21 protein-coding genes are annotated in these 21,923 nt (G+C 67.2%); 18 read left to right on the forward strand and 3 right to left on the reverse strand.

Annotation, left to right across the window (positions count from 1 at the left end; genetic code table 11):
* The first annotated feature begins 33 nt into the window (after positions 1–33).
* Positions 34–699 carry a response regulator transcription factor gene (locus HNP46_RS17760; protein WP_184591367.1) on the forward strand — a complete coding sequence of 222 codons (666 nt, stop codon included), beginning with the start codon at positions 34–36 and terminating at the stop codon, positions 697–699.
* Positions 675–2,036: an ATP-binding protein gene (locus tag HNP46_RS17765; RefSeq protein ID WP_184591369.1), complete on the forward strand. Its 1,362-nt coding sequence runs from the start codon at positions 675–677 to the stop codon at positions 2,034–2,036. The genes HNP46_RS17760 and HNP46_RS17765 overlap by 25 nt, the downstream gene beginning before the upstream one ends.
* 3 nt (positions 2,037–2,039) lie before the next feature.
* Here the strand turns inward: HNP46_RS17765 and HNP46_RS17770 are convergent, their stop codons facing one another.
* Positions 2,040–2,795, reverse strand: coding sequence for a DUF899 domain-containing protein (locus HNP46_RS17770; protein WP_184591371.1), 756 nt, complete (start codon positions 2,793–2,795; stop codon positions 2,040–2,042).
* 94 nt (positions 2,796–2,889) lie between these two features.
* Here HNP46_RS17770 and HNP46_RS17775 point away from each other — a divergent pair, with 94 nt between their 5' ends.
* The 7 genes from HNP46_RS17775 (at position 2,890) to HNP46_RS17805 (ending at position 10,690) form a co-directional block, all read left to right on the forward strand.
* Positions 2,890–4,086 carry a helix-turn-helix domain-containing protein gene (locus tag HNP46_RS17775; protein WP_184591373.1) on the forward strand — a complete coding sequence of 399 codons (1,197 nt, stop codon included), beginning with the start codon at positions 2,890–2,892 and terminating at the stop codon, positions 4,084–4,086.
* Between the two features lie 41 nt (positions 4,087–4,127).
* Entirely contained in the window at positions 4,128–4,781 is a 654-nt protein-coding gene (locus tag HNP46_RS17780) for a DUF5074 domain-containing protein (RefSeq protein WP_184591376.1), read from the forward strand.
* A gap of 61 nt (positions 4,782–4,842) precedes the next feature.
* The gene (locus HNP46_RS17785; protein ID WP_184591378.1) at positions 4,843–5,292 is read left to right on the forward strand and encodes a methyltransferase family protein; all 450 of its coding nucleotides are present in this window, start codon (positions 4,843–4,845) and stop codon (positions 5,290–5,292) included.
* A 96-nt stretch (positions 5,293–5,388) separates the two neighbouring features.
* On the forward strand, positions 5,389–6,081 hold the full coding sequence (locus tag HNP46_RS17790; RefSeq protein ID WP_184591380.1) for a response regulator transcription factor: 693 nt from the start codon (positions 5,389–5,391) through the stop codon (positions 6,079–6,081).
* Positions 6,081–7,457, forward strand: coding sequence for a HAMP domain-containing sensor histidine kinase (locus HNP46_RS17795; protein ID WP_184591382.1), 1,377 nt, complete (start codon positions 6,081–6,083; stop codon positions 7,455–7,457). The genes HNP46_RS17790 and HNP46_RS17795 overlap by 1 nt, the downstream gene beginning before the upstream one ends.
* A gap of 81 nt (positions 7,458–7,538) precedes the next feature.
* Complete coding sequence (locus HNP46_RS17800) at positions 7,539–9,773, forward strand: TonB-dependent siderophore receptor (RefSeq protein WP_184591384.1); 2,235 nt, start codon at positions 7,539–7,541, stop codon at positions 9,771–9,773.
* 23 nt (positions 9,774–9,796) lie between these two features.
* The gene (locus tag HNP46_RS17805; RefSeq protein ID WP_184591388.1) at positions 9,797–10,690 is read left to right on the forward strand and encodes an alpha/beta hydrolase; all 894 of its coding nucleotides are present in this window, start codon (positions 9,797–9,799) and stop codon (positions 10,688–10,690) included.
* A gap of 272 nt (positions 10,691–10,962) precedes the next feature.
* Here the strand turns inward: HNP46_RS17805 and HNP46_RS17810 are convergent, their stop codons facing one another.
* On the reverse strand, positions 10,963–11,856 hold the full coding sequence (locus HNP46_RS17810) for a LysR family transcriptional regulator (protein ID WP_184591391.1): 894 nt from the start codon (positions 11,854–11,856) through the stop codon (positions 10,963–10,965).
* Positions 11,857–11,945: 89 nt separating this feature from the next.
* On the opposite strand from HNP46_RS17810, the gene HNP46_RS17815 reads away from it, so the two are divergent.
* The 8 genes from HNP46_RS17815 to hydA all read left to right on the forward strand — a co-directional run bounded on the left by HNP46_RS17815 (position 11,946) and on the right by hydA (position 19,901).
* Complete coding sequence (locus tag HNP46_RS17815) at positions 11,946–12,722, forward strand: NAD(P)H-dependent oxidoreductase (protein ID WP_184591394.1); 777 nt, start codon at positions 11,946–11,948, stop codon at positions 12,720–12,722.
* A 270-nt stretch (positions 12,723–12,992) separates the two neighbouring features.
* On the forward strand, positions 12,993–13,778 hold the full coding sequence (locus HNP46_RS17820; RefSeq protein WP_184591396.1) for a transporter substrate-binding domain-containing protein: 786 nt from the start codon (positions 12,993–12,995) through the stop codon (positions 13,776–13,778).
* An 83-nt stretch (positions 13,779–13,861) separates the two neighbouring features.
* Positions 13,862–14,539: an amino acid ABC transporter permease gene (locus HNP46_RS17825; protein ID WP_184591399.1), complete on the forward strand. Its 678-nt coding sequence runs from the start codon at positions 13,862–13,864 to the stop codon at positions 14,537–14,539.
* Complete coding sequence (locus HNP46_RS17830) at positions 14,536–15,270, forward strand: amino acid ABC transporter ATP-binding protein (RefSeq protein WP_184591401.1); 735 nt, start codon at positions 14,536–14,538, stop codon at positions 15,268–15,270. Before HNP46_RS17825 ends, HNP46_RS17830 begins: the two co-directional genes overlap by 4 nt.
* A gap of 28 nt (positions 15,271–15,298) precedes the next feature.
* Complete coding sequence (locus HNP46_RS17835) at positions 15,299–16,564, forward strand: cysteine desulfurase-like protein (protein ID WP_260403197.1); 1,266 nt, start codon at positions 15,299–15,301, stop codon at positions 16,562–16,564.
* A gap of 30 nt (positions 16,565–16,594) precedes the next feature.
* Complete coding sequence (locus HNP46_RS17840; protein WP_184591403.1) at positions 16,595–17,470, forward strand: MurR/RpiR family transcriptional regulator; 876 nt, start codon at positions 16,595–16,597, stop codon at positions 17,468–17,470.
* Positions 17,471–17,542: 72 nt separating this feature from the next.
* Positions 17,543–18,439 (forward strand): allantoinase PuuE, encoded by an 897-nt coding sequence (locus tag HNP46_RS17845; protein ID WP_184591406.1) that lies wholly within the window; start codon positions 17,543–17,545, stop codon positions 18,437–18,439.
* Position 18,440: 1 nt separating this feature from the next.
* Entirely contained in the window at positions 18,441–19,901 is a 1,461-nt protein-coding gene (gene hydA, locus HNP46_RS17850; RefSeq protein ID WP_184591409.1) for a dihydropyrimidinase, read from the forward strand.
* A 148-nt stretch (positions 19,902–20,049) separates the two neighbouring features.
* Here hydA and HNP46_RS17855 read toward each other — a convergent pair whose 3' ends face one another.
* The gene (locus tag HNP46_RS17855; RefSeq protein WP_184591411.1) at positions 20,050–20,862 is read right to left on the reverse strand and encodes an aminotransferase class IV family protein; all 813 of its coding nucleotides are present in this window, start codon (positions 20,860–20,862) and stop codon (positions 20,050–20,052) included.
* A gap of 149 nt (positions 20,863–21,011) precedes the next feature.
* Here HNP46_RS17855 and gcvA point away from each other — a divergent pair, with 149 nt between their 5' ends.
* Positions 21,012–21,923: a transcriptional regulator GcvA gene (gene gcvA, locus HNP46_RS17860; protein ID WP_184591413.1), complete on the forward strand. Its 912-nt coding sequence runs from the start codon at positions 21,012–21,014 to the stop codon at positions 21,921–21,923.

A 21,923-nucleotide genomic window follows, 5' to 3' on the forward strand; every position in this document is an offset into this window, starting at 1 on the left:
CGCGACAACGCCCCGGAACTATCGAGACAAGCCATGCGCATACTGCTGGTCGAGGACGACCCGATGATCGGCGAGGCCGTCGAAGGCGCGCTGAACGACGCCGGTTACGCCGTCGACTGGGTGAACAATGGGCTCACCGCCCTGTCCGCCCTCGCCGCCCAGGCCTATGACCTGGTGCTGCTCGACCTCGGCCTGCCAGGGCGCGACGGGCTCGGCGTGCTGGAAAGCATCCGCGCCCAGTACAACCCCGTGCCGCTGTTGATCATCACCGCCCGCGACAGCCTGCAGGACCGTCTGCGCGGCCTCGACGGCGGCGCCGACGACTACCTGCTCAAGCCCTTCGAGATGGCCGAACTGCTCGCCCGCATGCGCGCTGTGCTGCGGCGCAAGGGCGGCAGCGCCGCGCCGCTGTTGAGCAACGGTGTGGTGAGCCTGGACCCGGTAGCGAAACTGGCGAGCAGCGCCGAGGCCGGCGAAGTGCAGTTGTCGAATCGTGAGTTCAGCCTGCTGCAGGCGCTGCTGATCCGCCCCGGCGCGATCCTTTCGCGCAGCGAGCTGGAAGACCGCATCTACGGCTGGGGCCACGAAGTCGAGAGCAACGCGGTGGAGTTCCTCATCCACTCGCTGCGCCGCAAGCTGGGCAACCAGGTGATCAGGAATGTCAGGGGCATGGGATGGATGGTCTGCAAAGGCGAATGAAGGAATCGGTGCAGTTCCGCCTCTCGCTGTCGTTGTCCCTGACCATCCTGCTGGTCGCGCTGCTGGCCGGCGTGTTCGCCTTCGCCTCGGCCTACGACGAAGCGCTGGAGCTGCAGGACAACACCCTGCGGCAGATCGGCGCGCTGGTCGAGCGCCAGCAGATGAGCCTGCACTACCCCGACGACGCGGCGAAGATCGCTGGCGACAACGAGGAGACCCGCATCGTCGTGCAGTACCTGGCCGATGGCGCCAGGGCGCCGGGTACGGGCGACAACAGCCTGCCGCTGCCCCTGCCCACCGACCTGGCGGACGGGCTGTCCACCGTCAGCGTCGCCGACGAGCACTTCCGCGTGCTGGTGCGCACCACTGCCAGCGGCCAGCGTATCGCCATCGCCCAGGAAACCGGCAGCCGTGAGCGCGATGCGCGGGAAAGCGCCTGGCGCGGGCTGCTGCCCTTCATCGTGCTCATCCCGGTCCTGCTGCTGGTGATGGCCGACCTGGTGCGCAAGCTGTTCCGCCCCATCGCCACCCTCGCCGGGCAGATCGACCAGCGCGACGAACAGGACATGGCGCCGGTGGATGCCAGCGCCCTGCCGACCGAAATCCGCCCGTTCGCCCTGGCGATCAACCGCCTGCTGGGACGAGTGGCGAAGTCCATGGAAACCCAGCGGCGCTTCGTCGCCGATGCCGCCCACGAACTGCGCTCGCCGCTCACCGCCCTCTCGCTGCAGGCGGAGCGCCTGGAGGCGGCGGAAATGTCGGCGCCGGCCAGGGAAAGGTTGGCCCGCCTGCGCCAGGGCATCGAGCGCGGGCGCAAGCTGATCGACCAGTTGCTGAGCCTGGCCAGCGCGCAGGCGGCCGCGCCGATCAGTGGCGCACCGGTTTCGCTGCACCGCATCTACCGTGCCGTGCTGGAAGACCTGCTGCCGCTGGCCGAGAAGAAGCAGATCGACCTGGGGGTGGATGGCGAGGACTGTTCCATCAGCGCGAGCGAGACCGACCTGCTGGCCCTGGTGAAGAACCTCGCCGACAACGCCGTGCGCTACACCCCCGCCGGCGGCAAGGTGGACCTGCTGGTCCGCCGCGAAGCCGACAGGATTCTGCTGCAGGTGCGCGACAACGGCCCCGGCATCCCGGCGGCGGAGCGCGAGCGCGTCTTCGACGCTTTCTATCGCGTGCCGGGCAGCCAGGAAATCGGCTCGGGGCTCGGGCTGTCGATCGTCAGCAGCATCGCCAGCCGGCTCGGGGCGACCATCGAACTGGCGGCCACCGATCCTGCCGATGGCAGCGGCCTGTGCGTCAGCGTGGCGTTCCCGGTTCCGACGCAGGCTGGCTGAGCCTCAGCGGCCGTACTCGTCATGCCGGCGCCACCAGTTGCCCTGCTCGTTGCGCCCCAGCGGTGCGCGATCCAGCCACTGGAACAGGCCCCAGAGCACGTCCAGCCCGCGGGCGTAGGTGGAGTAACAGTGGTAGAGGCTGTCGCCCTCGCGGACGAAGCTGCTCATGCCCGGCAGGTCGCGGGTAAAGGTCGCCACGTCGGTACCGCAGCAGGCGGCGGTGGCCACTACCGGCTCCGGCGCCGGGCCCGTGGCAGGGCCTTCGCGACGGAAGTTGTAGTCGACCTCTCCGCCGCGCTGCTGCGCTTCGGTGAAGGACACATTGAAGTCGTAGTTGAACTCGCTGCCGTGGGACGACGCCCAGGGGAAGCTCCAGCCCATGCGCCGGCGGTAAGCCAGCAGCTTTTCCAGCGGCGCGCGGGACACCGCCAGCAGGCTGACGTCGTGGTGCGCCAGGTGGCTGGCGTAGCGGTCGAAGCCATCGGCGATGTTCGAGCAGGATGGGCAGCCGGCCACGTAGTCCGGGCCGAACATGAAGTGGTAGACCAGCAACTGCGAGCGGCCTGCGAACAGGTCCGCCAGACTGGCCGGGCCCTGTTCGGTGTCGAAGCGGTAGTCCTTGTCGATGCGCACCCAGGGCAATGCCTGGCGTTGCCGCGCCAGTTCATCGCTGCGCCGGGTCAGGGCCTTTTCCTCGGCCAGCAGCGCCAGGCGTGCGGCCAGCCATTCTTCGCGGGTTCCGGTCTTGTGGGTGGTCATGGCAGTCTCCTGCGCCAACGGCGGCTGGGTGGGCATGCCTTAGACTAGCCAGCGGGCTGACGTCGATGGGAGTGACAAAGGTGGCGGGATTTCCATGGATTCGCTGATCACGGCGGCAGCCGCGGCACTGGCGGCGGGCGACCCGCTGGGCGCGCTGAACCGCGTGGCACTGCGCGGCGACCCGCCGGCCCTCGCCTTGCGCGGCATCGCCATGGCCCAGCTGGGCGACTTTCCCCGCGCGCGCGACCTGCTGCGCCGGGCTGCGCGCGCCTTCGGCCCCCACGAGCCCATGGAGCGCGCCCGCTGCCGGGTGGCCGAAGCGGAAGTGGCGCTGGCCAGTCGTGAGCTGAACTGGCCGGGCGAGCCCCTCGAACAAGTGGCGCAGACGCTGCGCAGCCACGGTGACACCAGCAATGCGGCCCAGGCGCAATACCTGCTGATCCGCCGCGCCCTGCTGATCGGCCGGGTCGACGAGGCCGCCGCGAAACTGGGCACTCTCGACCCAGCCACGCTGCCGGCGCCCCTGCGCGCGGTGCACTGGCTGATCGTCTCCGGTATTGCCGTGCGCCGATTGCAGGCAGGCGTGGCTCGCGGCGCCCTGCAGCAGGCCGCCGCAGCGGCGCTGGCTTCGGCCATTCCTGCCCTGCGTGCGGAAGTCGAGCAGGCGCGCAACCTTCTCGAAGCCCCGGCGGCCCGGCTGATCTCCCGGCAGGCGGAACGTGCGTTGTCACTGGACGACGTGGAGCGCCTGCTGCGCTCCGATGCCCTGGTGGTGGACGCCTGTCGCCAGCGCATCGGTAGCCTCGAACTGGGCCGCCGACCGCTGCTGTTCGCCCTCGCCCGCCTGCTCGCCGAGGCCTGGCCGGGCGATGTCGCGCGTGTGGAACTGATCGGCAAGGTATTCCGCACCCGTCATCCGGACGACAGCCACCGCGCCCGCCTGCGGGTGGAAATCGGTCGCCTGCGGCGCCTGCTGCAACCGCTGGCGACCATCGAATCGACCGCCCGCGGTTACCGGCTGGTGGCCGCCAATCCGCAGGTGCTTGCGCCGCTGCGGGAAGACGCCAACGCTAAAGTGCTGGCGCTGCTCAGCGACGGCCAGGCCTGGTCCAGCTCCGCCCTGGCCCTGGCGCTGGAGACCAGCCAGCGCAGCGTGCAGCGCGCCCTCGAAGCGCTCGCCACCGATGGCCGGGTGCAGGCCCTGGGCCGAGGCCGTGCACGACGCTGGATTCTGCCGCCCGCTCCGGGATTCGCGACGACCTTGTTACTCCCAGCGCCCTTCGGGGTTTGAATAGGCTCAAGGCTCTCACTCACAACGCACAGGGCTAGACCATGACCACCCCTTACAAGCAATCCCCGGCGCAGGTGCTGCAGGAATACGGCCCCTTCCCCGGCGTCAGCACCGTCCACGGCCTGACCTTCGACGGCCAGCGCGTCTGGTTCGCCACCGGCGAACACCTGCAGAGCCTCGACCCGAAGGACGGTCGCCTGGAACGCGCCATCGAAGTCCCCGCCCACGCCGGCACCGCGTTCGATGGCACGCACCTGTACCAGATCGCCGAAAGCCGCATCCAGAAGATCGACCCGGCCAGCGGCAAGGTGCTTTCGAGCATTCCCGCGCCGGGCAACGGTGGCGATTCCGGGATGGCCTGGGCGGAAGGTTCGCTCTGGGTCGGCGAGTACCGCGCCCGGAAGATTCACCAGATCGACCCGGAAACCGGTGAAGTCCTGCGTACGATTGATTCAAATCGTTTCGTCACCGGAGTGACCTGGGTCGAAGGCCAACTCTGGCACGGCACCTGGGAGCCGGAAGCGACCTACAGCGAGCTACGTCGCATCGACCCGCAGACTGGCGCGGTCCTGGAGCAGCTGGACCTGCCCGAGGGCGTCCACGTTTCCGGCCTGGAGGCGGACGGCGGGGAGCGTTTCTACTGCGGCGGCGGCAACAGCGGCAAGGTGCGTGCGGTACGTCGACCGCGCCAATGATGGCAATCTGGGCTAGTGTGGTCACCTCACTGGAGATGGCCGCAGCGGCCCGGAGAACGCTATGGATTGGCTGGAACACCGAATTCCCCCGCCCCTGGTGGCGACCATCACGGGCTTGCTGATGTGGCTGGCGGTACGCCCGATCGCCCCGCTGGGCGGTCGGCTGTGGCTGGCCCTGCTGGTGGTGCTGGCCGGGGTCGCGGTGTGCCTGGCGGGCGTGGCGTCGTTCCGCCGCGCCCGCACCACGGTCAATCCGCTGAAGCCGGAGTCCGCCTCGTCCCTGGTGGTCGCCGGCATCTACCGGCACACACGCAATCCCATGTACCTGGGCTTCGCCATCATCCTGCTGGGCTGGTGCGTGTTCCTCGGCTCGGCTCTGGCCGTGATCGGCGTGGCGGCCTTCGTGCTGTACATCGGACGCTTCCAGATCCGCCCGGAGGAGCGAGCGCTGCGCGAGTTGTTCGGGGCGGAGTTCGATGCTTTCTGTGGGCGAGTGCGGCGTTGGGTCTGAGGCTGTTTCAGACAGGCGTCAGGCAAATCGCCATTGCCTTCTGGCAGACAGGAATGAGATATTTGCAAATGCTAAATATTCTCATCAAGGTCTACTGTGTCCCCTTCGCTCCTGCTGGTGGAAGACGATTCCCGTCTTCGCCTGGATCTCGAACGCCATTTCTGTCAGCGCGGTTTTGCCGTCACCACCTGCGCGAACGGTGACCAGGGCCTGGTGGCCGTGCACCAGAACGACTTCGACCTGGTGCTGCTGGACATCCTGCTGCCCGGCGTGGACGGCCTGTCCCTGCTGGACGACCTGCGCCGCGCGCGCAGCACGCCGGTGATGCTGATGTCCGCCCTGGGCGCGGAGCAGGACCGCATCACCGGCTTCACCCGTGGCGCCGACGACTACCTGCCCAAGCCCTTCAGCCTGGCGGAGCTGGATGCGCGCATCGATGCCTTGCTGCGCCGGGTCAACCTCGATCGCTCTCGCGAGGCACCGCGCCCCCAGGGCTCATTGCAATTCGACGATGAGCTGCAGGACGTTTCCCGCAACGGTGATCACGCGGGCCTCACGCACTCCGAGTACCGCCTGCTGTCGACGCTGAACGCCCACGCCGGCGAGGCGCTGAGCAAAAGTTTCCTCTATCAGAGCGTGCTGCACCGCGCTTATACGCGGCTCGACCGCGGGCTGGACGTGCACGTCTGCAACCTGCGCCGCAAGCTCGCCGCCATCGGCGCGCAGCAGGTGCAGATCCAGGCCGTACGTGGCCAGGGCTACATCCTGGTGGATGCGGAACGTCACTGATGCGCCGTCATCCGCTGTTGTGGAAACTCGCCGCCCTGCAGGTCGGCTTCTGCCTGCTGCTGACCTGGCTGATCTGGACCTGGGGCCTGTCGCTGGAACGCAGCACCTATTTCCTTGGCGAAGCCGATCGCGATTACCTGGCGCGCTACGCCGAGCAGGCTGAAAGGGTCTGGGAGCAACAGGGCGCCGAGGGTGTGGAGCGCTTTCGCCGGGAGCTTTCCGCCGCCGAGGACACCTGGGTCGCGGTGATCGGCTCACACCTGCAAAGCCTGGGCACCACGCCACTGAGCGCCGAGGAATCCAGCCACCTGACCTTCATGCGCATGCTGCACTGGCCGATGAGCCGGCGCCTGCAGGACGAACTGCCCTATGTCAGCATCGCGTTCCCGCAGCACCCCGAGCATGGCCGGCTGGTCATGCAGCTGCCCGAACGTCTGTTGCCCAGCGGTCTGACGCCCTGGACGCACCTGTTCAGCCACGGCGTGGTGCCGACCCTGCTGGCCGCCCTCCTCGGCCTGCTGATCTACCGCCATCTGGTGCTGCCACTCAATCGCCTGCGCGCCCGTGCCGACGCCCTGCGCGCCGACGATCTCGACAGTGAAGGCCCCGGCACGCCGCTGGCCAAGCGCCGCGACGAATTGGGCGAACTGGCGCTGGCCTTCGATCACATGGCCGAGCGCCTGCGGCATAGCCTGGCCCAGCAACGCCTGCTGCTGCGCACCCTGTCCCACGAGTTGCGTACGCCCCTGGCGCGCCTGCGCATCGCCCATGACGGCGACCTGCCGGCGGAGCAGCTGCGCGAACGGCTGGACCGCGAGATCAACGACATGCAGCGCCTGCTGGAAGACACCCTGGACCTGGCCTGGATGGACACCGAACGCCCGCAGCTGGAGCGCGAACCAGTGCTGGTGCTGTCGGTGTGGGAAGCGCTGCGCGAGGACGCCTGCTTCGAAAGCGGCTGGGAGGCCGAGCGGCTGCCCTGCTCGCTGGGCACCGACTGTGTGGTGCAGGTGCACCTGGACAGCTTCGCCCAGGCCATCGAGAACCTGCTGCGCAACGGCATCCGCCATTCCCCGCGCGGCGGCAGCGTGCGCCTGGACGGCTGGCGCGAAGGCGAGTTCTGGCACCTGTGCGTCAGCGACGATGGCCCCGGTGTCGCCGAGCAGGATCTGGAACGCATCTTCCAGCCCTACCAGCGCTTGCAGCCGTCCGAAGCCAGCGGCTTCGGCCTTGGCCTGGCCATTGCCCGACGCGGCGTGGAACTGGCCGATGGGCGTCTCTGGGCGGAAAACGGTACTGGCAGCGCCAAGGCCGGTCTGTGCCTGCACCTGTTGCTGCCGGTAGTTCCTGCCCGACAATCCGCCGCAAGTGTTTAGAAAGTTAATGCGCTTTACTAGCAAATAGCAGTCATTATCATTTGTGATCTTCCAGTAATCGTCCTCCTCCGGAGATCACCGATGTCGTCCCGTCCGCTGCCGTTCCTTCCGCCCTTCCTGCTGCTGTCCAGCTGCCTGCTGTCCTTCGCCGTGCAGGCCGCCAGTGCCGATTCCGAGCCTGTCGAATTCGACAGCGAGACCATCGTCGCCACCGCCGCGGAGGAAGCCAAGCAGATGCCGGGCGTGTCCATCATCACCGCCGAGGACATCAAGAAACGCCCGCCGGCCAGCGACCTGTCGCAGATCATCCGCACCATGCCGGGCGTCAACCTGACCGGCAACTCCACCAGCGGCCAGCGCGGCAACAACCGCCAGATCGACATCCGCGGCATGGGCCCGGAGAACACCCTGATCCTGGTGGACGGCAAGCCGGTCGCCAGCCGCAACGCCGTGCGCTACGGCTGGCGTGGCGAACGCGATTCGCGCGGCGACACCAACTGGGTACCGGCCGACCAGGTGGAACGCATCGAAGTGCTGCGCGGCCCGGCAGCGGCGCGCTATGGCAACGGCGCGGCAGGCGGCGTGGTGAACATCATCACCAAGCAGGCCGGCAAGGAAACCCACGGCGACGTCACCGTCTACAGCAACTTCCCGCAGCACAGCGACGAAGGCGCCACCCAGCGCATGACCTTCGGCCTCAACGGCCCGCTGACCGACAGCCTGAGCTACCGCATCTACGGCAACGTCGCCAAGACCGACTCGGACGACTGGGACATCAACCAGGGCCACGAGTCCAACCGTACCGGCAACCAGGTCGGCACCCTTCCCGCCGGCCGCGAAGGCGTGCGCAACAAGGACGTCAACGGCCTGCTCAGCTGGCACCTGACGCCCGAGCAGACGCTGGACTTCGAGGCCGGTTTCAGCCGCCAGGGCAACATCTACACCGGCGATACGCAGAACACCAACAGCAACGCCAACGTGAAGTCCATGCTCGGTCACGAGACCAATCGCATGTACCGCGAGAACTACTCGATCACCCATCGCGGCGACTGGGACTTCGGCAGCTCCATGGCCTACCTGCAGTACGAGAAGACCCGCAACAGCCGCATCAACGAAGGCCTGGCCGGCGGCACCGAGGGCATCTTCAGCAACACCGACTTCTACACCGCGACCTTGCGCGACCTGACCGCCCACGGCGAGCTGAACCTGCCGCTGCACGCCTGGCGCGACCAGACCCTGACCCTGGGCAGCGAGTGGGTGCAGCAGAAGCTCGACGACCCCAGCGCCAACACCCAGACCACCAGCGAAGGCGGCTCGGTGCCGGGCCTGACCAGCAGCAACCGCGACACCAGCTCGCAGGCGCAGATCTTGTCGCTGTTCGCCGAGGACAACATCGAGCTGCTGCCCGGCACGATGCTCACGCCGGGCCTGCGCTGGGACCACCACAGCATCGTCGGCGACAACTTCAGCCCGTCGCTGAACCTGTCCCACGCGCTGACCGACAGCGTCACCCTGAAGGCCGGCATCGCCCGCGCCTACAAGGCGCCGAACCTGTACCAGCTGAACTCCGACTACCTGCTCTACAGCCGCGGCCAGGGCTGCTACGGCCAGACCACCAGCTGCTACCTGCAGGGCAACGAGGACCTCAAGGCGGAAACCAGCGTCAACAAGGAGCTGGGCATCGAGTTCAACCGCGACGGTCTGATCGCCGGCCTGACCTACTTCCGCAATGACTACAAGAACAAGATCGAGTCGGGCCTGTCGCCCATCGATGAAGCCAGCGGCGGCACCGGCAGCTACGCCAACGCGTCGATCTACCAGTGGGAGAACGTGCCCAAGGCGCTGGTCGAGGGCCTGGAAGGCACCCTGACCATCCCGCTGAACGAACAGCTGAAGTGGAGCAACAACTTCACCTACATGCTGCAGTCCAAGAACAAGGAAACCGGCGACGTGCTCTCGGTAACGCCGAAGTACACCCTCAACTCCATGCTCGACTGGCAGGCGACCGACGCCCTCTCGCTGCAGGCCAGCGTCGCCTGGTACGGCAAGCAGAAGCCGAAGAAGTACGACTACCACGGCGACCGCGTCACCGGCAGCGCCAACAACCAGCTCTCGCCCTACGCCATCGCCGGCTTGAGCGGCACCTATGTGTTCACCAAGAACCTGAGCTTCACCGCAGGCGTCGACAACGTCTTCGACAAGCGCCTGTTCCGCGAGGGCAACGCCCAGGGCGTGGCGAACATCGAGGGCGCCGGTGCCGCGACCTACAACGAACCGGGCCGCACGCTGTACACCAGCCTCACCGCGTCCTTCTGATTCGTAGAACGAGAAAAAGCCTGATGATATCTCGCCTCCTCGCCCTGGCACTGGCATTCGCCGTGCCGGGGCTGGCAGCGCACGCCGCGCCTGCCCCCGACCAGAAAATGGATACCCACCTGCTGCAACGCAGCGACCTGGCCTACCGCTTCAGCGAGCTGAAACTGGACTCCGCCGACGGACAGCGTCACTACCAGCTGTGGATCGCCCGCCCCAATCGCCCCGCCCCCGCCGCCGGCTACTCAGTGGTGTGGATGCTCGACGGCAACGCCGCCATTGGTGCCCTCGATGAAAAGCTGCTGGCCGAGCTGAACGACGGCAAGGCGCCGCTGCTGGTCGCCGTCGGCTACCAGACGCCCCTGCGCATCGACCGCAGCGGTCGCACCCGCGACTACACCCCGCCACGCCCGCAGCTCGCCGAGCAGAAGGACCCGCTCACCGGCGACCCCAGCGGCGGCGCCGACGCCTTCCTCGACCTGATGCGCGACCAGATGCTGCCAGCCGTGGCCGCCCAGGCGCCCATCGACCGCTCGCAGCAGACCCTCTGGGGCCACTCCTACGGCGGCCTGCTGGCGCTTCACGCGCTGCTCACCCGACCGCAGCAGTTCAGCTTCTACGCTCCGGCGAGCCCTTCGCTTTGGTGGGGCGACGGCGCCATCCTCAAGGAGCAGGACGGCTTCGCCCAGCGCCTGGCCGGGCACTCCGTGCAACTGCTGTTGATGCGTGGCGGCCAGGAGCCCTTCAGGCCCCGCGAAGACATCACCCCCAGCGCGCCTCGCGCGGCGCAGCAACTGGTGGAAGACCTCGGTCGCGTACCCGGTGTGACGGCGCAGTTCCATGCCTTCGACGGCATGAGCCATGGGCAGACGCTGGAGGCTTCGTTGAAGTATCTGTTGCGGGTGAGGTTCGTGGAGTGACTGGATATTCCTGCGTTGGCTGAATCCCCTCACCCCAGCCCTCTCCCAGAGGGAGAGGGAGCAGTCCGTGCCGGCTGACGCGGCGGCTTCATCCTGCTCCGAACGGTCCCCTCTCCCTCTGGGAGAGGGTTAGGGTGAGGGCTTGCCCAGCTCCGAAGTCCAACCTGTGGGAGCGAGGGGGACGCCTAGTCCTTGCTCGCGAACCCGCCCAGCACCCAAGCGGCCGGCGAACCGGTTCGCGAGCAAGCTCGCTCCTACAGCAATGCAAAGCCTCAAACCGAGCCGGCAATCTGCTCACGCAACCACCGATGCGCCGGATCACGGTGCGAGCGTTCGTCCCACAGCATCGACATCTCATACCCCGGCACCTGCACCGGCGCCTCCACCACCCGCAGCGCCAGGTTATCCCGCACCAGCCGCGCCGGCACCATCGCCACCAGGTCGCTGCTGGCGATGGCCGAGATGACAAAGAGAAAGTGCGGCACCGACAACGCCACCCGCCGGCTCAAGCCTGCCGCCGCCAGCACCTCGTCGGTCACGCCGCTGAAACCACCGCCATCGGGCGACACCATCACATGCTCCAGCTGGCAGAACTGCGCCAGGCTCGGCTTGCGCTTGAGCTTCGGGTGCCCGGCGCGGCCGGCCAGTACGTAGCGCTCGCTGAACAACGTGCGGCGGCGCATGCCCGGCGGGCTGCCCTCGGTGGTGTGGAAGGCCAGGTCGATCTCGCCCTGCTCCGCCTGCCGGGCGATACGTGGCGGCGACATTTCCACCAGTGCCAGGCGCGTGCCCGGCGCGCTGCCGCGGATAGCGCTCAAGGCCGGCAGCAGGACGGTGGACTCGCCGTAATCGGTGGCGGCGATGCGCCAGGTGTTGTCCGCCTGCGCCGGGTCGAAAGGTGCGGACGGCGCCACCGCCTGCTCCAGCGCTTCCAGGGCGACGCGCAACGGCTCGCGCAGGGACTCCGCCCGGGCCGTAGGGCGCATGCCGCGTGGGCCGGGCAGCAGCAGCGGGTCGTCGAAGATGTCGCGCAGCTTGGCCAGGTGCACGCTCACCGAGGGCTGGGAGAAACTCAGCCGCTCGGCCGCGCGGGTCACGTTGTGCTCGTCGAGCAGCACGTCCAGGGTCACCAGCAGATTGAGGTCGAGCCTGCGCAGATTATTCATTCATATACCTGGGATACCGGATATTCATTTCAACTATACCTCGGCAACTCCCAGACTGCGCTCATCCCCTCCTCACCGGATGAACCGCCATGAATGTACTGATCGTCTACGCCCACCCCGAACCGCGCTCGCTGAATGGTTCGCTGAAGGATTTCGCCGTGCGCCGCCTGCAGGCCGCCGGTCATGAAGTACAGGTCTCCGACCTCTACGCGATGAACTGGAAAGCCACGCTGGACGCCTCTGACAGCCTCGACCGCGACACCGACGCGCGCTTCGACCCTTCGCAGGATTCCAAGCGCGCCTACGCCGCCGGCCGGCAAAGCCCGGACATCGCCGCCGAACAGGACAAGCTGCGCTGGGCCGACACGGTGATCCTGCAGTTCCCGCTGTGGTGGTTCACCATGCCGGCGATCCTCAAGGGCTGGTTCGAACGGGTGTACGCCTACGGCTTCGCCTATGGCGTGGGCGAGCACTCCGATGCCCGCTGGGGCGACCGCTACGGCGAGGGCAACCTGGCCGGCAAGCGCGCCATGCTGGTGGTCACCACCGGCGGCTGGGAATCGCACTACAGTGCCCGCGGCATCAACGGACCGATCGACGACCTGCTGTTCCCGATCCACCACGGTGTGCTGCATTACCCCGGTTTCGACGTCCTGCCGCCCTACCTCGTGTACCGCACCAGCCGTGTGGATGAGCAGCGCTACGCGCAGATCGAACAGGAGCTGGGCGAACGCCTGGATACCCTGCAGACCACGGCGCCCATCCCCTTCCGCCGACAGAACGGCGGCGACTACGAGATCCCCGCGCTGACCCTGCGCGAGGAGATCGAACCGCAGGTGAGCGGCTTCAAGGCCCACCTGAACTGACAGACCAACGCCTGCTGCAAAGCGGTGCAGGAAACTTCAAGGGAAGGCTCTGGGGCGCGCATTTCCTGCCCCCAGAGCTCTGCCGGGGGCGCCCCGAAAGGGTGCGCAATGCACTCTCATAGAACTATTTAATTCAGTAAAATTAGTTATTGAACTATTTGATTTACAGGCTTACCCTCGGCGACAGATCCCCCAGACGGGATCGCCAGCTTCTTCAGAACAGGCCCTTTCAACAGCGGCCTCTTTACAACAAGAACGAGGGGAGCAGCAATGAAAGCAAAGTGTGTAGCGGGATTCGCCCTGGCAGCCGCCTTCGCCGCCGGAGCCTCCAGCGCCTGGTCCGCTGACTGGACGGTGGGCGCCAACGTCGGCAACGTGCCCTGGGAATTCCAGGATGCCAAGGGCGACATCGTCGGCTTCGAGGTGGACGTGGTCCGCGAGGCCGCCAAGCGCGCCGGCAAGACCGTCGAGTTCGTCAACATCCCCTTCAATGGCCTGTTCAGCGCCGTGCAGTCGCAGCGCGCGGACCTGGCCATTTCCTCCATCACCATCACTCCCAAGCGCCTGGAATCAGTGGGTTTCGCCCAGCCGTACTACGACAGCGACCAGTCCCTGTCGGTGCTCAAGTCCTCCCCGATCAAGAGCCTGGACGACCTCTCCGGCAAGGTGGTCGGCGTCGATACCGGCTCCACCGGCGACATGTGGGTCGGCCAGCACGGCGCGCAATACAAGATCGGTGACGTGTCGCGCTACGAAGGGCTGTCCCCGGCCATGCTCGACCTCGCCTCCGGGCGCATCGACGGCTACATCAGCGACATTCCCGCGGTGCTCTATTACATCAAGGACAAGCCGCAGTACGCCGTGGTCGCGCACATCCCCACCGGCGAGCGCTACGCGATCATGCACGCGAAGAACTGGCCGGCCTCGGCGCAGCTCAACGACATCATCAGCGCCATGAAACAGGACGGCTACATCGCCGGCCTGCACAAGAAGTGGTTCGGCGCCGACGCCAGCGCCGGCTCCAGCACCCTGGAAGTGGTCGACGCGCCGCGCTGAAACCCTCCCTGCCATGCGGCGCCCCTGGCGGCGCCGCTTCGCTGAGGCCGCCTTGCTAAGGCCGCTTCTTTCAGGAAGCCCCGATGGAACTGCTACATACCTTCTTCAACTGGAGCGTCTTCGTCGACGCCCTGCCGGTGATGCTGCGCGGGCTTGGCGTGACCATCATGCTGGGTCTCGTCAGCATCGTGCTGGGCCTGGTCGGCGGGCTGGCACTGGCGATGGTCCGCCTGTACGCCCTGGCGCCCCTGCGCGCCCTGGCACGGGCCTACATCGATGTGCTGCGCTCGATCCCGCTGCTGGTATTGCTGGTGCTGATCTACTACGCGCTGCCGTTCATGGGCATTCGCCTGTCATCCTTCGCCGCGGCCACCGTGGCGCTGTCGATGGTCTCCTGCGCCTATGCCGCGGAAATCTTCCGCTCCGGCATCGAGGCCATCCCGCGGGGCCAGTTCGAGGCCGCGGCCTCCCAGGGCATGGGTTTCTTCCACACCATGCGCGACGTGATCCTGCCGCAGGCCATGCGCATCGTCATGCCGCCGATGACCAGCAACTGCATCAACGTGATGAAGGACACCGCGCTGGCCTCGGTCGTGGCGATGCCCGACCTGCTCAAGCAGGCGACCCAGGCGCAGGCACTGGCGGCCAACCCGACGCCGCTGGTTGGCGCCGCCGCCATGTACCTGCTCCTGCTGCTGCCGATGGTGCAGCTGGTGAGCTGGATCGAGCAACGCAATCACAGCCGGAGCAAAGCCGCATGAAGCCGATCATCCAGGTCAAGCGCATGTCCAAGCACTACGGCGATTTCCAGGCGCTGCACGGCATCGATCTCGATGTGGTCGAGGGCGAGGTGGTCGTCATCCTCGGCCCCTCCGGTTCGGGCAAGTCGACCCTGATCCGCTGCATCAACCTGCTGGAGAACTACCAGCAGGGCGACATCCTGGTGGCCGGCGAGCGCGTCGAAAGCGGCCCGCGCCTGGCGCATATCCGCAGCGAAGTGGGCATGGTGTTCCAGGGCTTCAACCTCTATCCGCACCTGAGCGTGCTGGACAACGTGGCGCTGGCGCCGATCCGCGTGAGGAAGATGTCACGCCGCGACGCCCAGGCCCGCGCCCGGGTGTTGCTGGAAAAGGTCGGCATGGCCAGCCACGCGCACAAGCTGCCCGGCCAACTCTCCGGCGGCCAGCAGCAACGCGTGGCGATTGCCCGCACCATGGCGATGGAGCCCAAGGTCATCCTTTTCGACGAACCCACCTCCGCGCTCGACCCGGAGATGGTCGGCGAGGTGCTCGACGTCATGCAGGCCCTGGCCCGCACCGGCGTGACCATGATCGTGGTCACCCACGAGATGGGCTTCGCCCGGCGCGTGGCCGATCGGGTGATCTTCATGGAGAGCGGACGCATCGTCGAAGAAAGCCAACCCGAGGCCTTCTTCACCCAACCCCGTGAAGCGCGCACCCAGGCCTTCCTGCAGGCCATCCTGCATCACTGAATAATGCTCACCGAATAGGAGCACTGCCTTGAACCTGCCCCTTGCCTCCCGCCATGGCGCACTCGACATGGATTACGTGCGCGCCCAGTTCCCCATGCTGGCCGACGGCTTCGCCTACCTCGACAACGCCGGTGGTTCGGCGGTGCTGGGTCGCGTGGCCGATCGGGTGCGCGACTACCTGCTCAACCACAGCGTGCAGCTGGGCGCCTCCTACGGCGGCTCGGTGGATGCCGGCGCGCTGGTGCTGCAGGCCCGCCAGGCCATCGCCCAGCTGATCAACGCCCGCCACCACGAAGAAGTGATCATGGGCGGCTCCACCACCCATCTGCTGCAGACGCTCTGCCGCGCCCTGGCGCCGAGCATCGGGCCCGGCGACGAAATCATCGTCACCAACAGCGACCACGAAGCCAACATCGGCCCCTGGGTGCGCCTGGCCGAAGAACGCGGCGCCACGCTGAAGTTCTGGGAAGTCGACCGCGACAGCCGTGAGCTGGAGCTGGCCGACCTGGACCAGTTGCTCAGCCCGCGCACCCGCTACGTCAGCATGACCCACGCCTCCAACATCCTCGGCAGCGTCAACCCGGTGGCCGAGGTGGCGCGGCGCGTCCATGCGGTCGGCGGCAAGCTGTGCGTGGATGCCGTCGCCTATGCGCCGCACCGTCTGGTGGACGTCCAGGCCAGCGCTGCCGACTATTACGTGTTCAGCTTCTACAAGGTCTTCGGCCCGCACTTCGCCGTGCTCTGGGGCCAGCGCGAGGCGCTGCTGGAACTGCCGAGCCTGAACCACTTCTTCATCGGCCGCGAGGTGCTGCCCTACAAGCTGCAACCCGGCAACCTCAACTACGAGCTGTCCCATGGCTGCGTCGGCATCAACGACTACCTGCTGGACATCGGCACCCGCCTGGGCGCCCAGGGCCAGCCGCGGCAGGTGATGCAGGCCGCCTTCGACGCCTTCGAGCAGCAGGAAGACCGGGTGGCCGAGCGGCTGCTGCAGTTCCTCCGCGACAAGCCCGGTGTGCGTATCATTGGCCGGGCGCAGGTGAAGGATCGCGCCCGTGTGCCTACCATCAGCTTCGTCGCCGACGGCCTGCAGTCGGAGAGCGTGGTGCGGGCCATGGACGAGCAGCGCATCGGCATCCGCTTCGGCGACTTCTACGCCAGGCGCCTGATCGAACACCTCGGCCTGGCGCAACAGGGCGGCGTGGTGAGGGTATCCATCGCCCACTACAACACACTCGAAGAGATCGACCGGCTGGTCGAACACCTCGACGGCACGCTCGATCGCCTGCGCTGATCGAAGCTCCCCAACCTGACCGAGCCTCTTATGTCTGCCCCGAAGAATCTCACGGAACTGCGTGCCGCCATCGTCGCCCAGCAGGCCGACCTCACCCAGCGCATGCGCGATGCCGCGCGCTACCTGACCGACCACCCGCATGACGTCGCGCTGAACACCGTCGCGGCGCTCAGCGAGCAATCAGGTATCGCCTCCACTGCCTTCATCCGCCTGGCCAAGGCGCTGGGGTTCAACGGCTTCAGCGAGCTGCAGAAGCTGTTCAAGGAGCCTCTGCAGCAGGCCGGCCAGGGCAGCTTCAGCGAGCGCATCCGCCACCACAAGGGCGAACAGCTGCTGGAAGATCCCACCGATGTCGGCGGTATCCTGCGCGAGTTCAGCCGGGCCAACATCGTCTCGCTGGAGCATCTGGCAGAAGGCACCCAGCAGGCAGCCATCGAAGAGGCCATCTTGTTGCTGCAAAGCTCGCGCACCGCCTTCGTGATCGGCATGCGACGCTCGTTCCCGGTGGCCAGCTACCTGAGCTACGCGCTCAGTCGCGGCGGACGGCCGTCGGTGCACATCGGTGGCTTCGGCGGCACCCTGCGCGAGCAGGTCGGCGCCGTGCGCGCCGATGATGTGCTGGTAGCCGTCAGCTTCCCGCCCTACGCCGGCGACACCGTCGAGGCTTGCCAGCAGGCCCTGGCCGCCGGTGCCAAGGTGCTGGCCATCACCGACAGCCTGCTCAGCCCGATTGCCCAGGGTGCCGCGGTGCTGATCGAGGTCAGCGACGCCGAACTGCTCGGCTTCCGATCGCTTACCGCATCGTTCTGCGTCGCGCAGACCCTGGCCATGGGCCTGGCCTTCCGCGATCGCCAGGCCGCGGACGGCAGTTTCGATCATCAGGTGCTCGAAGACATCGACTGCTGATCCACCCCGCTACTCCACAAAAAACCCTCTTGTTCGGTGCGGCCCCTGGGCCGCTGCCAGGAGTCCGTCTGCATGAAAGAACCTGTTCGCAACCTCGTTGGCTACGGCCAGAAACGCCCCACCGGTCGCTGGCCGAACGGCTCGCGCCTGGCCATCAGCCTGGTGATCAACTACGAAGAAGGCTCCGAGCGCTCGCTGGCCATGGGCGATGCGGACCAGGAGTCGATGACCGAGTGGGGCAGCTACCAGTGCCCGCCCGGCGTGCGCAACCTGGCCATGGAGTCGATGTACGAATACGGCTCGCGCGTCGGCATCTGGCGCATCCTGGATATCCTCCAGGCCGCCGATGTACCGGCCACCTTCCACGCCTGTGCGGTGGCCTTCGAGCAGAACCCGGACGTCGCCCGCGCCGCCGTCGAACTCGGCCACGAAATCTGCAGCCACGGCTATCGCTGGGAAGAGGTCTTCCGCCTCAGTGAAGCCGAGGAGCGCGAGCACATCCGCCTGGCCATCGAGTCCTTCGAGCGCACCTGCGGCAAGCGTCCGGTGGGCTGGTACTGCCGCTATGGCGCCAGTGTGCATACCCGCCGGCTGGTTGCCGAAGAAGGCGGCTTCCTCTATGACTCCGACGCCTACAACGATGACGTGCCCTACTTCGTCGAAGTCGAAGGCAAGCGCCACCTGGTGGTGCCTTATACCTCCGACGTCAACGACTTCCGCTACTGGAACACGCCGGGGCTGAACCAGGCTTCGGACTTCCTCGAGTACATGAAGGAGAGCTTCGACGTGCTCTACGAGGAATCCGCCGATGGCCTGCGCATGCTCTCCATCGGGCTGCACCCGCGCATGGTCGGCCACCCCGGCCGGGTGATGGCGATCAAGCGCTTCATCGAGTACGCCCAGCAGCACGCCGACGTCTGGTTCGCCACCCGCGAGCAGATCGCCCGCGCCTGGCTGGAGCGCAGCTGAGATGAACGATCCCGCCAGCGCACCGACGTCTCCGTTCGACCTGGTCATCCGCCGCGCCCGCGCGGTCACCGCCGCGGACGAATTCCACTGTGACATCGCGGTGCGCGACGGGAGCATCGTTGCGCTGGGCCGCGACCTGCCGGCGGCAAGGCGCGAGATCGACGCCGCCGGCCGCTACGTGACACCCGGCGGCATCGACAGCCACGTGCATTTCGACCAGTCCACCGGCGATGGCTCGCGGATGGCCGACGATTTTCGCAGCGGCACGCTGTCGGCCGCCTGCGGCGGCACCACCACGGTGATTCCCTTTGCCTGCCAGCAGAAAGGCCAATCCCTGCGCGCTGCCGTCGAGGACTACCACCGCCGCGCCGACGGCAAGGCACTGATCGACTACGCCTTCCACCTGATCGTCACCGATCCGACCGAGCAGGTCCTGCGCGAGGAACTCCCCGCGCTGATCGACGAAGGCTACAGCTCGTTCAAGATCTACATGACCTACGACGCGCTCAAGCTGGATGACCGGCAGATCCTGGAAACCCTCAGCGTCGCCCGCGAGCACGGCGCCATGGTGATGCTGCATGCGGAAAACAGCGACTGCATCGGCTGGCTGACCGAGCGCTTGCTGGCGGCGGGCCACAGCGCGCCGCGCTACCACGCCGCGTCGCGGCCGATGCTGGTCGAGCGCGAGGCGACCCACCGGGCGATCGCCCTGGCGGAACTGGTGGACGTGCCGATCCTCATCGTCCACGTTTCCGGCCGCGAAGCCATCGAGCAGATTCGCTGGGCCCAGGGCCAGGGGCTCAAGGTGTATGCCGAGACCTGCCCGCAATACCTGTTCCTCACCGCCGACGCACTGGGCTGCGATGACAGCTTCGAAGGGGCGAAATGCATCTGCAGCCCTCCTCCACGGGATGCGGCCAACCAGTCGGTGATCTGGAACGGCCTGGTCAATGGCAGCTTCGAGGTGTTCTCCTCCGACCACGCGCCGTTCTGCTACGACGGCCCGGACGGCAAGCGCGCCCATGGTGACGACGCCTCCTTCGAGCGCATCGCCAACGGCATCCCCGGTGTGGAAACCCGCCTGCCGCTGCTCTGGTCCGAAGGCGTGCTCAAGGGTCGCATCAGCGCGCAGCAGTTCGTCGCGCTGACCTCCAGCAATGCCGCTCGACTCTACGGCCTGGCGCCACGCAAGGGCACCATCGCCATTGGCGCCGATGCCGACCTGGTGATCTGGAACGATGGCCTGGACCTGCGCCTGGAGAACCGCATGCTGCACCACAACGTCGACTACACGCCTTACGAAGGCATGCACCTGCAAGCCTGGCCGGCGTTCACCCTGTCACGTGGCGAGGTGGTATTCGACGGGGAGCCGCACCTGCAACCGGGGCGCGGCCTGTTCCTGCGTTGCGAGCGACCGGCACCGGCGCAGCATCGCCAGCGCGCCGGTCTCCTGCCTCTCTGAATCAGGGCCGAATGCGCGGCTCCGCCTCGAAGTCGCGGCGCATTGGGGTAATCCTCTGTTCGCGAGCAAGCTCGCTCCTACGAAGAGCAGCGCTGCCTGGTCCTGTAGGAGCGAGCTTGCTCGCGAACCGCCCAACCGCAGACATTCCTCAGGGCCGGACGCGTGGCTCCGCTTCGAAGGCGCTGCGCAGCAGTTCGACGAACTCCGGCGCCGGCGGAATCTCCACCTCACCGATACGGCTTACCGGCACCGCCGGCGTCCAGGAGTTCATCAGCACCGCGCCGGCCAGGCGCGGCAGGTCCTGCTGGTCGATGCTCAGCGACGATTGGCGCGCGCCCAGCCTCTCCAACTGGCGCTGGAGGATGCCCAGGGTGGTGCCGGTGAGCATCTTCGCCCGCGGCCAGATCACCGATTCGCCATCCCAGAACGCCAGGTTCCAGATGGTCGCCTCGCTGAAGCGGCCGCGATGATCGGTGAACACCGCATCGTCGAATCCAGCGGCGACGGCTTCGCGCAGGTACCAGGTCTTGGCGATCTCGCCGACGTGCTTGATCTCCGGCAGCACCCGCTCGTGGCCGGCAATGGCCAGCGACAGCGGGCCTTGCGGCCCGTCAGACGGCGGCGCGGTTCGCACCAGCAGCTCGGGGCGATGCTCGGGGCCGGCGACGGTGAACTCCCCGGCCGGCGAATAGACGGTCGCCATCAGCGAGGTGTCCGCCGGTGCCTGCTCCAGTGCGGCGCGCAGGGCCGCGCGGATTTCCTCGTCGGTGTGGCTCTGGCCGAACAGCCGCTGCGAGGCATTGCGCAGGCGCTCCAGGTGCAGGTCCAGGCCACGGATACCGCCGCCGCGCACCTGCATGGCGGTGAAGTGCGCATAGCCGGCGAAGGCCAGCGGCGCGAGGTCATCGGCGCTGGCGGGGTGGGCGTTGCGCTGGGTGATGTAGGGATGGATGGCGGACATGGCGTTGGCTTCCTCTGCTCGGCTTTCTTCAAGGGAATCTTCAAGGGAATCTTCAAGGCAATCTTCAAGGTGATCAAACTATCGGCCTTTGACGAAGCCAGGAGAAACGAGTATTTCTCGTCAGATCATCAAGCAGGGTTTGAAGATCGATGAGCCGTCCCTTTCCCGGCATTCGCTCGCTGCGCACCTTCGAGGCGGCCGGCCGCCACCTGAATTTCACCCGCGCCGCGGAGGAAGTCGGCCTCACCCCGGCAGCGGTCAGCCACCAGATCAAGGAGCTGGAGGATCAGCTCGGCCTCGGTCTGTTCGTGCGTACCAGCCGCAGCATCCAGCTGACTCCGGCGGGTGCGTTGCTGCTGGAAGCGGCGGCGGAATCCCTCGGCCTGCTGCATCGCGCCACTGTGCGGGCGCGGCGGCTGGCGCGGACGTCCGAGCAACTGCGGGTCTCGCTCACTGCACGCTTCGCCACCCACTGGCTGCTGCCGCGGCTACCGCAATTCCGCGCGCTGCATCCGGGACTGAAACTCAGCTTCGATGTCAGCGACGAGCTGCGGGATTTCGCCGTCGACGATATCGATCTGGCCATCCGTTTCGGCAGCGGGCGCTATCCCGGCCTGCTCGCCGAGCGCCTGTTCGATACGCAGATAGTCCCGGTGTGCTGCCCGAGCCTGCTGGAAGAACAACTGCCCCTACGCGAGCCGCGTGACCTGCAGGCCCACACGCTGTGCCATGTGGTGTGCGAAACCGAAGGAGCGGCCTGGCCGGACTGGTCGCGCTGGATGGCCGCGGCCGGCGTGGAGGACTTCGACGCCAGCGCTTGCGTCAACTTCGAGGACACCAGCCACGTGGTCCAGGCGGTACTGGAAGGCGGCGCGGTGGGGCTGGCCGACCGCGCCATGGTCATGCGCGAGCTGGAGCAGGGTCTGCTGGTGCAGCCTTTCGAACTGGGCGTACGGGTGGCCGACGACTACGCCTACAACCTGGTCTACCCGCAGGCCAGCGCGCAGGACCCACGGGTCACCGCGTTCCGCGACTGGATCATGGCCGAGCTGGCCGACTGA

This window comes from Pseudomonas nitroreducens, assembly GCF_014204515.1.
Taxonomy (GTDB): Bacteria; Pseudomonadota; Gammaproteobacteria; order Pseudomonadales; family Pseudomonadaceae; genus Pseudomonas; species Pseudomonas nitritireducens_A.

Bases quoted from the DNA above. Each gene is read 5' to 3' on its own strand.
- HNP46_RS17770 (WP_184591371.1), bottom strand. From the start codon at position 2,795: ATGACCACCCACAAGACCGGAACCCGCGAAGAATGGCTGGCCGCACGC.
- HNP46_RS17765 (WP_184591369.1), top strand. From the start codon at position 675: ATGGATGGTCTGCAAAGGCGAATGAAGGAATCGGTGCAGTTCCGCCTC.
- HNP46_RS17775 (WP_184591373.1), top strand. From the start codon at position 2,890: ATGGATTCGCTGATCACGGCGGCAGCCGCGGCACTGGCGGCGGGCGAC.
- HNP46_RS17855 (WP_184591411.1), bottom strand. From the start codon at position 20,862: ATGTCCGCCATCCATCCCTACATCACCCAGCGCAACGCCCACCCCGCC.
- HNP46_RS17785 (WP_184591378.1), top strand. From the start codon at position 4,843: ATGGATTGGCTGGAACACCGAATTCCCCCGCCCCTGGTGGCGACCATC.
- HNP46_RS17845 (WP_184591406.1), top strand. From the start codon at position 17,543: ATGAAAGAACCTGTTCGCAACCTCGTTGGCTACGGCCAGAAACGCCCC.
- gcvA (WP_184591413.1), top strand. From the start codon at position 21,012: ATGAGCCGTCCCTTTCCCGGCATTCGCTCGCTGCGCACCTTCGAGGCG.
- HNP46_RS17830 (WP_184591401.1), top strand. From the start codon at position 14,536: ATGAAGCCGATCATCCAGGTCAAGCGCATGTCCAAGCACTACGGCGAT.
- HNP46_RS17780 (WP_184591376.1), top strand. From the start codon at position 4,128: ATGACCACCCCTTACAAGCAATCCCCGGCGCAGGTGCTGCAGGAATAC.
- HNP46_RS17760 (WP_184591367.1), top strand. From the start codon at position 34: ATGCGCATACTGCTGGTCGAGGACGACCCGATGATCGGCGAGGCCGTC.
- HNP46_RS17825 (WP_184591399.1), top strand. From the start codon at position 13,862: ATGGAACTGCTACATACCTTCTTCAACTGGAGCGTCTTCGTCGACGCC.
- HNP46_RS17820 (WP_184591396.1), top strand. From the start codon at position 12,993: ATGAAAGCAAAGTGTGTAGCGGGATTCGCCCTGGCAGCCGCCTTCGCC.
- hydA (WP_184591409.1), top strand. From the start codon at position 18,441: ATGAACGATCCCGCCAGCGCACCGACGTCTCCGTTCGACCTGGTCATC.
- HNP46_RS17800 (WP_184591384.1), top strand. From the start codon at position 7,539: ATGTCGTCCCGTCCGCTGCCGTTCCTTCCGCCCTTCCTGCTGCTGTCC.
- HNP46_RS17810 (WP_184591391.1), bottom strand. From the start codon at position 11,856: ATGAATAATCTGCGCAGGCTCGACCTCAATCTGCTGGTGACCCTGGAC.
- HNP46_RS17805 (WP_184591388.1), top strand. From the start codon at position 9,797: ATGATATCTCGCCTCCTCGCCCTGGCACTGGCATTCGCCGTGCCGGGG.
- HNP46_RS17815 (WP_184591394.1), top strand. From the start codon at position 11,946: ATGAATGTACTGATCGTCTACGCCCACCCCGAACCGCGCTCGCTGAAT.
- HNP46_RS17795 (WP_184591382.1), top strand. From the start codon at position 6,081: ATGCGCCGTCATCCGCTGTTGTGGAAACTCGCCGCCCTGCAGGTCGGC.
- HNP46_RS17840 (WP_184591403.1), top strand. From the start codon at position 16,595: ATGTCTGCCCCGAAGAATCTCACGGAACTGCGTGCCGCCATCGTCGCC.